General features: G+C 65.0%; 7 protein-coding genes. 1 reads left to right on the top strand and 6 read right to left on the bottom strand.

The genetic code is table 11. The annotated features are described in order from the left end of the window. Window positions 1–4: 4 nt before the first annotated feature. Window positions 5–838, bottom strand: coding sequence for an SDR family oxidoreductase (locus J1M81_RS09710; protein ID WP_032365394.1), 834 nt, complete (start codon window positions 836–838; stop codon window positions 5–7). Further along, window positions 835–2,403 carry an NAD(P)/FAD-dependent oxidoreductase gene (locus J1M81_RS09705; protein ID WP_032375499.1) on the bottom strand — a complete coding sequence of 523 codons (1,569 nt, stop codon included), beginning with the start codon at window positions 2,401–2,403 and terminating at the stop codon, window positions 835–837. The genes J1M81_RS09710 and J1M81_RS09705 overlap by 4 nt, the downstream gene beginning before the upstream one ends. Before the next feature lie 69 nt (window positions 2,404–2,472). Here J1M81_RS09705 and J1M81_RS09700 point away from each other — a divergent pair, with 69 nt between their 5' ends. Beyond that, window positions 2,473–3,120: a TetR/AcrR family transcriptional regulator gene (locus J1M81_RS09700; protein WP_032375500.1), complete on the top strand. Its 648-nt coding sequence runs from the start codon at window positions 2,473–2,475 to the stop codon at window positions 3,118–3,120. A 280-nt stretch (window positions 3,121–3,400) separates the two neighbouring features. Here J1M81_RS09700 and J1M81_RS09695 read toward each other — a convergent pair whose 3' ends face one another. The 4 genes from J1M81_RS09695 to J1M81_RS09680 form a co-directional block, all read right to left on the bottom strand. Continuing rightward, complete coding sequence (locus tag J1M81_RS09695) at window positions 3,401–7,231, bottom strand: multifunctional oxoglutarate decarboxylase/oxoglutarate dehydrogenase thiamine pyrophosphate-binding subunit/dihydrolipoyllysine-residue succinyltransferase subunit (protein ID WP_206497980.1); 3,831 nt, start codon at window positions 7,229–7,231, stop codon at window positions 3,401–3,403. 110 nt (window positions 7,232–7,341) lie between these two features. Next, window positions 7,342–11,079: an ABC transporter ATP-binding protein gene (locus J1M81_RS09690; RefSeq protein WP_241257892.1), complete on the bottom strand. Its 3,738-nt coding sequence runs from the start codon at window positions 11,077–11,079 to the stop codon at window positions 7,342–7,344. Between the two features lie 251 nt (window positions 11,080–11,330). Then, window positions 11,331–12,101, bottom strand: coding sequence for an ABC transporter permease (locus J1M81_RS09685; protein ID WP_032365398.1), 771 nt, complete (start codon window positions 12,099–12,101; stop codon window positions 11,331–11,333). Beyond that, a complete protein-coding gene (locus J1M81_RS09680) occupies window positions 12,098–13,138 on the bottom strand; it encodes an ATP-binding cassette domain-containing protein (RefSeq protein ID WP_032375502.1) in 1,041 nt (346 codons plus the stop codon). The genes J1M81_RS09685 and J1M81_RS09680 overlap by 4 nt, the downstream gene beginning before the upstream one ends. Window positions 13,139–13,254 lie beyond the last annotated feature (116 nt).

Genomic DNA, 13,254 nt, shown 5'->3' with positions numbered 1-13,254 from the left:
CCGCCTACTTCTTCGACCGTGGCATGGCACGCTTGGACACCGCAGCGATCAGACCCTGGTACCGCGAGCCGGTGATGCGTTGCAGCAGATCGAGCGCGATGGCGTCGGAACCGATGAGCACGCGACCCCGGCCTTTCTCGACGCCCTTGAGAATGGTCTTGGCCGCGTCGATCGGGGTGGTCTTCGCCAACTTGCTGTCGAAGAATTTCGCCACGTCGGCCTGGTCGAAATTCTCGGCGACGGTGGCATTGCGGGCGATGGCAGTCTTGATGCCGCCGGGGTGCACCACGGTCACCTTCACCGGAGCCTTCGCGATCAACATCTCCATGCGCAGCGACTCGCTGAATCCGCGGACGGCGAACTTCGCAGCGTTGTACGCGGACTGGGACGGCATCGCCAACAGGCCGAACAGGCTGGAGATGTTGACGATGTGGCCGTCACCGGAGGCCTTGATGTGCGGCAGAAATGCCTTGGTGCCGTTGACGACGCCCCAGAAATCGACGTCGACGATGCGCTCGATGTCCTTGAACGAGGACTTCTCCACGTCACCGTGGTAGGCGATGCCCGCGTTGTTGTAGATCTGGTTGACCTTGCCGAAATGCGCGACGACGGCCTCGGCATAGTCCAGCACGGTCTCGCGCTGCGAGACGTCGAGGAAATCGGACTTCACCTCGGCACCGAGTGCTTCGACGCGGCGCACCGTCTCGTCGAGTCCGGCAGTGTCGACGTCGGACAGTGCGAGCTTGGCTCCGCGTCCGGCCAGCTCGAGGGCCAGGGCCCGGCCGATTCCCGAACCCGCGCCGGTGACGACGGCCACCTTGCCTGTGAATGTGCTCATCGTGCGGACACCTTGTCTGTGTTGTTGCCGGCGGCCGTGCTCGCCGACGCGGAGGTCAGATCTGCGGTTGCGACGCTACGGTACGCATCGAGATCGAAATGCTTGGTCTGACGACGGAACTCGAACGTGAACCCGGGCCACAGGGTGGTGTTGTTTCCGTGCTTGTCCAGATACCAGCTGGCGCAGCCACCGTTCATCCAGACGCTCTTGGCGAGCTGGTCCTGCAGAGTCACGTTGTACTCGTCCTGCACGTCCTTGCGCACTTCGATGGTCCCGATGTCGTGCTTGTCGATGGTGTTCAAGGCGTCGACCAGGTAGTTGATCTGCGACTCGATCATGAAGACCATCGAGGTGTGCCCGAGGCCGGTGTTGGGGCCGACGAGGAAGAACATGTTCGGGAAGTTCGCCACCGCGGCGCCCTTGTAGCCCTGCTGTCCGCCGTCGTCGAACGTCTGCGCCAGCGTCCGGCCGTCCTTGCCGACGATGGCCTGGTAGGCAGGCGAATCGGTGACGTGGAAGCCGGTGGCGACGACGAGTGCGTCGATCGGGCGCTCGGTGCCGTCTTTGGTGACGATCGATCCCGTGCGGATCTCGGCGATGCCGTCGGTCACGAGGTCGACGTTGCTCTGCGCGAGAGCCGGGTAGTACGCGTTGGAGATCAACATGCGCTTGCATCCGATGCGGAAGTTCGGGGTCACCTTCGCGCGCAGTGCCTTGTCCTTGATCTGCGTGCGCAGATGATTCTCGGACGCCCACTGCAGCGGCTTCATGAACGCGGGGTTCTTCGCCAGTCCGACGACCTGGGTCTCACGCATCGCGTAGATGCCGGCGCGGGCGAGGCGCTGGAAGCCGGGCACGTGCTTGAAAGCGAAGCGCTCGAGCTTGGTGTACGGGCGATCGGCGCGAGGGAGGATCCACGGCGCGGTGCGCTGGTAGACGTCGAGGTGCTCGACCTGGCCTGCGATGGCGGGAACGATCTGGATCGCCGACGCGCCGGTCCCGATGACGGCGACGCGCTTACCGGCGAGCGAGACGTCGTGGTTCCACTGAGCGGAGTGGAAGACGTCGCCCTCGAAGTCGTGAATTCCCTTGATGTCGGGCAGGTTCGGCTCACACAGTGCGCCGACGGCCGAGACGACGATCTTGGCGGTGTAGTTGCCGGTGGTCGTCTCGACGTCCCAGCGGCTGGTGGAGGCGTTCCATCGCGCCGACGTCACGTCCGTGCCGAAGACGTGCTTGTCCATGACGCCGTACTTGCGCGCAACTCCGGCGATGTACTTCTGGATCTCGGGCTGGGTGGAGAACGAACGAGTCCACTCCGGGTTCAGCGCGAACGAGTACGAGTACAGGTGCGAGGGCACGTCGCAGGCTGCACCGGGGTAGGTGTTGTCGCGCCAGGTACCGCCCACATCGTGGCCGCGTTCGACGACGACGAAGTTCTTCTTGCCTGCCTTGGTCAGCTTGATCGCCGCTCCGAGCCCGGCGAAACCACTGCCGATGATCAGCGTATCGACGTGACGCGGCGACGTTGCGCGGTCCGAAGTATCTGTTACGGGAAGACTCATGTAGAGCAGACTAGAAGCTTACTGAGTGTGAGTCAATAGTTATTGACTACTATTCAATAGGATGATTGCATGGCGGATGTGAACCGCGCTGGAGTATCGACGACGAAAAGGACCAGACTCAGTCCGCAGCAACGACGAGCGCAGCTGATCGAGCTCGGCACCGAGATGCTCGCCGATCGGCCACTCGAACAGATCTCCGTCGAGGACATCGCCGATCAGGCCGGAGTCTCCCGAGGTCTACTGTTCCACTACTTCGCGTCCAAGCAGGACTTTCACCTCGAAATAGTCCGCGAGGCGTCGCGGTCGATGATCGAACGGACTGCACCCGACCCCGACCTCGAACCCTTCGAGATTCTGCGCGACTCCATCGCCAACTACGTCGATTACGTCAGCGAGAAACGCGACACCTTCATCTCCCTGCTCCGCGGCACGGCAAGCGGAGACCCCCAGATGCGCGAGGTGTTCGAGCAGACCCGCACCACCATGGCCGATCGCACTCTCGTCCAACTCGCTCAACTCGACGTCGATGTCACCCCCACCATCGACCTCGCCGTCCGCGGGTGGATCGCCTTCGTCGAAGAAGCCACCATCACCTGGCTCAGAAATCCACAGATCACCCGCGACGAGTTGATCGACCTGAACGTCAACGCCCTACCTGCTGTCGCCCTGGCCCCGGGCATGATCTCCGCGCTGCTGGGAGCCGACGCCGGCGCCTGAGCCCCGCCCTAGTGTGCGTCCCCCCGGTTCGGGGTCCTCCCCGGTTGGACGTCCTCCCCGGTTGCAGGTCCTCCCCAGTTGGGATCAATGTCCCTTTGTTGCAGTCTGACCGACTGAATCCCGCATTCATCCGAAGTGCGGCCGAGGCCACAGCCGAATGAATGCGGCTTTGTTGCAGTCTGACCGACTGAATCCCACATTGATCCCAACCCGGGTGCGCCCAGAAACGACGAAAGCGGCCCACCCCCGAAGGAGTGGGCCGCTTGTCGCTGTCGGAGATCTAGTCTTCGCCGACCTTGTCGAAGGCCTCGTCGATGATTTCGAGTTGCTCGACGGCGTGCACCTTGCTCGATCCCGAGGACGGTGCGGACATGGCGCGACGGGAAATGCGCTTGATGCCGACCAGCTTTTCGGGCATGAGTTCGGGCAGTGCGAGACCGAAGAACGGCCAGGCACCCTGGTTCGCAGGCTCTTCCTGAACCCAGCGGAATTCCGTTGCGTTCGGGTAGCTCTCGAGTGCTTCCCGGATTCGACGCGTCGGCACGGGGTAGAGCTGCTCGATTCGGACGATGGCGACGTCGTCGCGGTTGTCCTTCTGCTTGCGAGCGAGGAGCTCGTAGTAGAGCTTGCCGCTGACCATCAGCACGCGCTTGACCTTGCTGCGGTCGCCGGTGCCGGTGTCGTAGGTGGGCTCGTCGAACACCGAGTGGAACTTGCCGTCGGTGAAGTCCTCGATGTTGCTCACTGCTGCCTTGTTGCGCAGCATCGACTTCGGGGTGAAGACGATCAGCGGGCGACGGATTCCGTCACGCGCATGCCTACGCAGCAGGTGGAAGTAGTTCGCGGGGGTCGAGGGGAGTGCGACGGTCATCGATCCTTCGGCGCACAGCGTCAGGAAGCGTTCGATGCGTCCGGACGTGTGGTCCGGGCCCTGACCCTCGTGGCCGTGCGGGAGCAGCAGCACGACGTCGGAGAGCTGTCCCCACTTGGCTTCACCGGACGAGATGAACTCGTCGATGATGGACTGGGCACCGTTGACGAAGTCGCCGAACTGCGCTTCCCACATCACCAGTGCGTCCGGGTTGCCCACGGAGTAGCCGTACTCGAAGCCGACGGCCGCGAACTCGCTCAGCGCGGAGTCGTAGACCATGAACTTGCCGGGGTTGTCGCTGCCGATGTTCTGCAGCGGCGTGTACTCGGAACCGGTCTTGCGGTCGATGATCACCGAGTGCCGCTGCGTGAACGTGCCGCGGCGGGTGTCCTGGCCCGAGAAACGAATGTTGCGTCCCTCGTCCACGAGCGAGCCGAGTGCGAGCAGTTCGCCGAAGGCCCAGTCGACCTTGCCCTCGTACGCCATTTCCCGACGCTTCTCGAGCACCGGCTTGACGCGGGGGTGCACATTGAATCCCTCGGGGATGTCGAGGTGCGCATCACCGATGCGGTGCAGGACGGCCTTGTCGACGGCGGTGGTGAGCTTGGTCGGCAACTGCTGGTCGAGTTCGACCGATTCGCTGGGCTCCGGGGTGTACTTCTCGAGTTCGCGTACCTCGTTGAAGACGCGTTCGAGCTGCCCCTGGTAGTCGCGGAGCGCGTCCTCGGCTTCCTTGAGCGAGATGTCGCCACGGCCGATGAGCGATTCGGTGTAGCTCTTGCGGACGCTGCGCTTGGTGTCGATCACGTCGTACATCGCCGGCTGGGTCATCGATGGGTCGTCGCCCTCGTTGTGTCCGCGACGGCGGTAGCAGATCATGTCGATGACGACGTCCTTGTGGAACTTCTGACGGAAGTCCACTGCCAGCTGAGCCACCCAGGCACATGCCTCGGGGTCGTCGCCGTTGACGTGGAAGATCGGCGCGGCGATCATCTTGGCCACGTCGGTGCAGTACTCGGACGAGCGCGAGAACTCCGGCGAGGTGGTGAAGCCGACCTGGTTGTTGACGACGATGTGCACGGTTCCGCCGGTGCGGTAGCCACGCAGATCGGACAGGTTCAGCGTTTCCGCGACGACGCCTTGGCCTGCGAAGGCCGCGTCGCCGTGCAGCATCAGCGGCAGCACGGAGTAACCGCCCTGGCCGGTGCCCTTGTCCAGCAGGTCCTGCTTGGCCCGGACGAGGCCTTCGAGAACGGGGTCGACGGCTTCGAGGTGCGAGGGGTTCGCCGTGAGCGAGACCTTGATGTCGTTGTCGCCGAACATCTGGATGTACGTGCCCTCGGCACCGAGGTGGTACTTCACGTCACCGGAGCCGTGTGCGGCAGCCGGGTTCATGTTGCCCTCGAACTCGGTGAAGATCTTCGAGTACGGCTTGCCGACGATGTTGGCTAGCACGTTCAGGCGACCGCGGTGCGGCATGCCGATGACGACCTCGTCGAGGGCGTACTCGGCGCTCTGGTCGATGACGGAGTCCATCATCGGGATGACCGACTCGGCACCTTCGAGCGAGAAGCGCTTCTGTCCGACGTACTTGGTCTGCAGGAACGTCTCGAAGGCCTCGGCTGCGTTGAGCTTGCTGAGGATGTACTTCTGTTGCGCCACAGTCGGTTTGACGTGCTTGGCTTCGACGCGTTCCTGCAGCCACGAGACCTGCTCGGTCTCGAGGATGTGGGTGTACTCGACGCCGACGTGGCGGCAGTACGAGTCGCGCAGGACGCTGAGCACGTCGCGCAGCTTCATCTTGTCCTTGCCGTGGAATCCGCCGACCTTGAACTCGCGGTCGAGATCCCACAGCGTCAGGTCGTGGCTGATCACGTCGAGGTCCGGATGCATCCGGAACTTGTCCTTGGTGAACTGCAACGGGTCGGTGTCGGCCATCAGGTGACCGCGGTTGCGGTACGCCGCGATGAGCTCGAGCACGCGGGTGTTCTTGTCGACGGTGCCCTCGGGCAGATCCTTGCGCCAGCGGATCGGCTCGTACGGGATCTTGAGCGAATGGAACAGCTCGTCGTAGAACTCATCGCTGATCAGCAGATTGTGGATCGTCTTGAGGAAGTCGCCCGACTCCGCACCCTGAATGATGCGGTGGTCGTACGTCGAGGTCAGCGTCATGAGCTTGCCGACGCCGAACTCGGCGAGACGCTCGTCGCTGGCACCCTGGAACTCCGCCGGGTACTCCATGGCACCGGCACCGATGATGGCACCCTGGCCGTTCATCAGGCGCGGGACGGAGTGGACGGTGCCGATTCCGCCGGGGTTGGTCAGCGAGATCGTGACGCCCTGGAAGTCCTCGCCGGTGAGCTTGCCGTCGCGGGCGCGCCGGACGATGTCCTCGTACGCGTTGTAGAACTGCGTGAACGTGAAGTCCTGCGTGTTCTTGATGGCCGCGACGACGAGGGAACGATTGCCGTCCTTGCCGGGAAGATCGATCGCCAGACCGAGGTTGATCGACGCCGGAGTGACGGCATTGGGCTTGCCGTCGACCTCGGCGAAGTGGCGGTTCATGTTCGGGAACGCCTTGACGGCCTGCACGATGGCGTAGCCGAGCAGGTGCGTGAACGAGATCTTGCCGCCGCGGGTACGCGCGAGGTGGTTGTTGATGACGAGGCGATTGTCGACCATGAGCTTGGCCGGGATGGCTCGCACGCTGGTAGCTGTCGGAATCTGCAGCGAAGCGGACATGTTCTTGGCAACCGCTGCAGCTGCGCCGCGCAGAATCTTGCTCGACTCTTCACCGAATTCGGCAGCGGCGGGCTTGGCCGGGGCTGCCTTCTTCTCGGCCGGCTTGGCCGGGGCCGACTTCGCCGGAGCAGGCTTGGTTTCAGCAGCCTTGGGAGCTGCGGCCTTCGCGGGGGCTTCGGTCTTCTTGGGAGCTTCGGTCTTCTTGGGAGCTTCGTTCTTCGGGGCTTCGGTCTTCGCGGCCGAGGCGGCGGGCTTCGCAGGAGGCGCGGGTGCTGCGGGAGGAGCGGACTTGGCCGAGCTGCCGTTCGAGGCCGAGCCGTTGGAACCGGACTTACCGTTGGAGATGGGGTTCTCGTCGATCACGGCTTCGGGGTCGTAATCGGTGAGGAACTCGTGCCAGCTCGCGTCGACGGAGGACGGGTCCTGCTTGAACCGCTGGTACATCTCGTCGACCAGCCATTGATTTTGTCCGAATTGGGTAGTAGAGCTGCTGCTCACGGCAGTAGTTCGCCTCGTTTCTGTCTTCGTTCCCGATCAGCGCGCGTACGACTCCAGGCTAGACCTCCGGTCGAGATCGCGTGCGTCCGGGACGTAGCTGTGATATGTACTCACCGGTAACCATCGGCCTCGTTGTCGATGACCCCGTTGACTATCGAATTATTCCCCCGGTTCGTTTCGGCTGCAGCCCACAATGTGGCGTAGAAGCCGTCCCGTTTGCGAAGTTCGGAATGTCGTCCGACTTCCACGATACGACCACCGTCGACGACCACGATCAAATCCGCTCGTGCGGCGGTGGCCAATCGGTGCGCGACGACCACTGCGGTGCGGGTTCGCGCAACGGCGTTGCTGGCTTCGAGGACCTTGCGTTCGGTGGCCGGATCGAGGGTCGCGGTCGCTTCGTCGAGCAGGAGTAGATCGGGATCCACCAGTTCGGCGCGGGCCAGCGCGATCAGCTGTCGCTGGCCGGCCGACAACCCTTGGCCGCGTTCTCCGACAGGTTGCTGCATACCGCCGCGAAGTGCAGCGATGGTGTCGAGGGCTCCGACCGAGCGTGCCGCGTTCTCGATGTCGGCCCTGCTGGCGTCGGGCCTGCCGTACGCGATGTTCGACGCGATGGTTCCGGTGAACAGGTGGGCTTCCTGCGGTACGACGCCCAGCCGGTGGCGGTAGTCCGACAACCGGTAGTCGCGAAGGTCGTGGCCACCCACGCGTACCGATCCCGAGGTCGGGTCGTAGAACCGAGCGAGCAGCTTCACGACGGTGGATTTGCCTGCTCCGGTGCGACCGACCAATGCGACGGTGGTGCCGGCCGGGATGCTGAGAGATACCTCACTGAGCGCGTCGGAGTGAGCTCCGGCATACCGAAAGCTGACGTCGACGAGGTCGATGTCGGCGTGCAGGCGATCGCCGACGACTGCACCGGACCCGGTCGCTGTCGCTGTTTCGATCGAACTCGTCGTGCGTAGGAGGTCTCCGATTCGGCCGACGCCGACGCGGGCCTGCTGGTAGCCGTCGAATACTTGCGAGAGTTGCTGGATCGGGCCGAAGAGGAGTCCGAGGTACAACACGAACGCCACCAGGGTGCCCGCGGTGGCGGTGCCCGTGGCGATCTGATGCGCACCGACGAAGACGACGACGGCCAGCGCGACATCCGAGAGCAGCGTGATGAACGGGAAGAACACCGAGATCGCGGTCTGCGATCGCATGCGGCTCGCTCGGTAGCGGTTGCTGCGTTCGGCGAAGCGGGAGGCTGCGTACTCCTCACGTCGGTATGCCTGCGCTGCGCGCAGTCCGGTGACGTTCTCCTGGAAATCGGCGTTGACGATGGAGATGCGTTCGCGCGAGGTCGAGTACGCAGCCGAGGAGATGCGTCGGAAGACGACGGTTGCGACGGCGAGCGGCGGCACGACCGCCAGGGCGACCAGCCCGAGTGTCGTATCCGTGACGAGCAGCGCGATCGCGATGCCGACGACGGTCAGCACGCTGACCACGGCCGTGGACGCGCCGGTCTGGATGAACGACGACAGCGCATCGACGTCGGTGGTCATTCGCGTCATGATGCGCCCGGACAGCTCGCGCTCGTAGTAGTCCAGCCCGAGTCTCTGAATGTGCGCGTAGCTGCGTACTCGCAATCCGAACAGCACCCGCTCGCCGGCTCGTGCGGTGAGCACGGTCGTCGCGCAGACCACGAACCAGCTGGCAGCAGCCAGGGCGACGCCTATCGACGTTGCGATCCATAGGGTGTCGGAGTCCCCGCGGGCCACGCCGCTGTCCACCGCGTACCGGACGAGTGAAGGGAAGGCGATGGAGGCGATCGAGTCGAGCGCCAGCAGCACCACGACACCTGCCAGCAGCAGCCGGACAGGACTCAGCAGTCGTGAGAGCCGGAATTCCGGGTCGGGTCGACGCAACTGTTGTCCCGATCCGCCTGGTTCCTCCGTTGCCGGTGGCAGGGCTGCCACCGCGTCGGAGATGGCCTGCGTCGGTGCCAACGAGCCGAATGCGCCGGCCATCGCTGCGCCGTGGGTGCCTCCGCCTCCGGCACCTGCGGGCGGCATCGCGCCACCGGGGTTCGATGCGGCTTCCAGAGCATCGTCCGGCCAGAGCATCGCCGCCGACGGTTCCGTGCGCGGTTCCGGTGCGGCGTCGCTGTGTTCGTTCTCGTCTCCGCCGGCGAGGAGAGCGCGGAACAGTGGGCAGCGCTCGTCGAGTTCGTCGACTGTGCCGGTGTCGATGATGCGTCCACCGTCGAGGACGGCTACTCGGTCGGCCAACGTCAGTGTCGATCGGCGGTGTGCGAGGACGAGGGTCGCCCGGGTACGCACGCCGCGCAGTGCGTCGAAGATGGCGGCCTCGGTCTCGGCGTCGACGGCGGAGGTGGCGTCGTCGAGGACGAGAATCCGCGGCTCGACCAACAGGGCGCGAACCAGGGCGATGCGTTGGCGTTGCCCGCCCGAGAGGGTGAGGCCGCGTTCGCCGACGAGACTGTCGTAGCCATCGGGCAGAGCGTCGATGAAGGTCGAGGCCTGAGCCAGCCGAGCCGCGTGTTCGATCTCCTCCGCGCTTGCCTCGGGCCTGCCGAGCGCGATGTTGGCGGCGATGGTGTCGGAGAACAGAAACGGCTCGTCGAAGACCAACGACACCGCTTCGCGCAGTGACGCGGAATCCAGGTCGTCGATGTCGATGGACGTGTCCCCGGAGGTCACCGCGATCCGGCCGCGAGTAGGGCGATAGAAGCGGGGGAGCAGCAGGGAGAGCGCGGTCTTTCCCGAGCCCGCGTGTCCCACGACGGCCACCGTCTCCCCGGGGGCGATGCTCAGGTCGAGGTCGCTGAGAACGTTGCGCTCTGCCTCGAATCCGAACGTGACGCCGGTGAGGTGGAGGCCGAGGGGGCCGTCGGGCAGTGCGATGGGGTGCGCCGGTTCCGGTGCGGTCGGCTCGGTGTCGACCACTTCGTAGACGCGCTCGACGGCCGCGCGGGAGAGCTGCGCCATGATCACCACCGACGACACGGTTCGGGTGACGGCCGACAGCGTGGCCACGTAGGTGGCGAAGGCGAGGAAGGTGCCGATGGTGATGTGGCCGTGCAGTGCCAACCAGCCGCCGAGAGCGATGACGCCGACCAGTCCGAGCTGAGGAATGGTTGCCATGGTCGGTGCGAACCGTGAATTGATGCGGGCCGAGCGCATACGTTCGGCGAACAGCCTGCGCCCGAGAGCTTCGATGCGATCCACCGCACGCGCTTCCTGCCCGAAGCCCTTGACCACCCGGACTCCGGTGACGGTCTCCTCCACGTGCTGGGCCAGATCGGCGGCGCGCTGTTGTGCTGACCAGGTGGCAGCGAAGAGGGTGGGTCGCATCCGGTAGACGACGACGCTGACCGCGGGAACGATGACGACCGCGACAAGGGTGAGCAGCGGTGAGAGGTAGGCCATCACGACCAGGGCCAGGACGAACTGCAGAATTGCCCCGGCCGACAGCGGCACCATGGCGAGCAGACCCTGCACCAACTGCAGGTCGGTGATCGATCTCGACACGACCTGGCCGGTTCGGATTTCGTCCTGCTTGCGACCGTCGAGTCGCTGCAGCGACGCCAGCAGGTCCATCCGCAGATCGTGTTGGACATCGATCGACAGGCGCCCGGCGAGCATGCGCCGACCGAACTGGCAGGCGAACCGGAGAGCACCCAGCAGTGCGATGGCTATCGCGACTCCGGCGATCACGTCGTTCTTGCCTGCGCTGGCGTCGTCGATCGCGAGGCGCGTCAGCAGCGGAAACGAGATGTCGATGAGCGCGGCGATCATCGTCACGCCCAGTGCGCCGAGTGCCGTCCGCCGGTGCAACATGCACTGCGCGAGCAGACGTCTGATCCAGCCACGCCGTGTGATCGACGACGCGGTGATCGACGACGCGGTGGTCGGCCGGGAGTCGGTGGGTACGCCGGACGAGCCGGGGGCGGTTTCCAGCAGACGGGTACTGCCCGTATTGCTGCCCGACGCTGCTCGATCCTTCACGTATTCGCTGTGTGCCATCGATTCACACGGTAGACCCGGCTACCGACAGCAGGATCGGGCGAACATCCCCACCGATGCGGTGGTCAGTCGATGTCCCGGGTACGGGCGAGGAACCAACCGCCACCGGTGAGGATCACGGCCCACAGGGCAAGTCCGAGCGGAGCCCACGGCCACGACGCGAGGTCGCCCGCATCGTCCAATTGTGTCGCGGCCATCGTCGGCAATGTCAGGTTCGACGGCAGCGCGGTTGCCACCGGTCCGAAACCGACTCCGAACAGAATCAGGGACAGCAGTCCTTCACCGAACGGCAGCCAGGCGACGAGCACGATGGCGGCCCAGGTCGGGGATTTGAGCAGCAACCCCAGCCCGGCTCCGATGAGCGACCACAGCACCACGGCGAGCAAGCACGACGCGACGACGCCGATGAAAGCGCCGTCGAGGACGATTGTTCGTTGGCTGAAGATCAGCAGACACACCAGGCTCGCCAGGAGCACGACGAGGCCGTACCCCAGGCCGAACAGGGCGGTGACGATGAGTTTGGCGGCAACGACGCCGTCCCTGCCGCGGGCCGTCAGGAAGCTGGTGGTGATGGTCTTGTGTCGAAACTCGGTTCCGGCGTTGACCGCGCCGAAGATGCCGGCGAACAGGATGGCGGCACCCGCGGCGACGTACAGGCCGATGGAGGCGACACCGCCGGCGATCTGAAGATCTTCCTCGAACTCGCCCAGCTGGTTCGCGATCACCGAGGTGATGACGGACGCGAACACGCCGACAACGATCGGTGCGATCGCCAGCGCCCACCAGAACTTCAGTGTGGTGACCTTGCGGATCTCGGATGTCAACAGCGCGTTCATCGCGAACCCCCGTTCCAGTTCTGCGGTGGTCCGTAGTTCTGTGGCGGCGGTGAGTACCCCTGGTTGTATCCAGGCGGCGGCCCGTATCCCGGAGGCGGTCCGTATGCAGTGGGTTGGACGGGTGCTGCGGTGTACTGACCGGCGGTCATGGAGAGGAACACCTGCTCGAGGTCGACGTGTTCGCTGGTGGTGCCGAAGACCGTGACCCCACCGTCGGCCGCGATGCGCGTGACGGTGGCAGCGTCGGCACCTGCGACGCCGATGCGTCCGTCGGGCAGCAGTTGGGTGTCGGTGAGTCCGGTGGACGCCAATGCCAGGGCTAGTTTCGCCGGGTCGGACGCGGCGACGAGCACGCGGCTCGGGCGGGTGGATCGCAGCTGAGCGATGGATCCCTGGTACATCAGGGTGCCGGCGCTGACGATGACGAGAGTGTCGACGGTCTGCTCGATCTCGCGCAGAATGTGGCTCGATACCAGGACGGTTCTCCCCGATGCCGCGAACGCTTTGAGGAAGTCTCGAAGCCAGGCGATCCCCTCGGGATCGAGGCCGTTCGCGGGTTCGTCGAGTACGAGGATCTCGGGATCGCCGAGTAGAGCTGTTGCCAACGTCAATCGCTGACGCATGCCGAGAGAGAACCCGCCTGCTGCGCGGTGCGCGGCGTCGCCCAGACCGACGAGGTTCAGGACGTCGAGGGCGCGGCTGTCGGGTACCCCGATCGCCGCGGTGTAGATCTTCAGGTGGTGCTCGGCGCTGCGTTTGGGGTGCAGACTCAGCGAGTCGAGAACGGCCCCGACGGTACGGGCCGGATGGGTCGCCGTACGAAACGGAACGCCGTTGACGAGGCCGACGCCCGAGGTCGGGGCGACGAGGCCGAGCAGCATCCGCAGTGTCGTGGACTTGCCGGAGCCGTTCGGCCCGAGAAATCCGGTGACGGTTCCGCGTGGAACGACGAAGCTCAGGTCCGAGACCGCGCGAACGGTACCGAATTGTTTCGTCAGAGCCTGCGCTTCCAGCGCCGGAGCCGAGTAGCTGGTCATCGTGCGGTGTCCCCCTGGCCGTCGGTGCACCTCGTGTGCCGGTTGCTTTGCGGCAACCGGTACACGAGGTTACGGGGTGGGACCGACGGGCGGGATGACCCGGTTTCAGCGATGCA

Origin of the sequence: Rhodococcus sp. KRD175, assembly GCF_017168275.1 — a bacterium.
Classification (GTDB): domain Bacteria; phylum Actinomycetota; class Actinomycetes; order Mycobacteriales; family Mycobacteriaceae; genus Rhodococcoides; species Rhodococcoides fascians.
Note: the sequence above shows the minus strand (reverse complement) of the source record. Positions and strands in the feature narration are given on the sequence as shown.

Bases quoted from the DNA above. Each gene is read 5' to 3' on its own strand.
- J1M81_RS09700 (WP_032375500.1), top strand. From the start codon at position 2,473: ATGGCGGATGTGAACCGCGCTGGAGTATCGACGACGAAAAGGACCAGA.
- J1M81_RS09705 (WP_032375499.1), bottom strand. From the start codon at position 2,403: ATGAGTCTTCCCGTAACAGATACTTCGGACCGCGCAACGTCGCCGCGT.
- J1M81_RS09690 (WP_241257892.1), bottom strand. From the start codon at position 11,079: ATGTTGCACCGGCGGACGGCACTCGGCGCACTGGGCGTGACGATGATC.
- J1M81_RS09685 (WP_032365398.1), bottom strand. From the start codon at position 12,101: ATGAACGCGCTGTTGACATCCGAGATCCGCAAGGTCACCACACTGAAG.
- J1M81_RS09680 (WP_032375502.1), bottom strand. From the start codon at position 13,138: ATGACCAGCTACTCGGCTCCGGCGCTGGAAGCGCAGGCTCTGACGAAA.
- J1M81_RS09710 (WP_032365394.1), bottom strand. From the start codon at position 838: ATGAGCACATTCACAGGCAAGGTGGCCGTCGTCACCGGCGCGGGTTCG.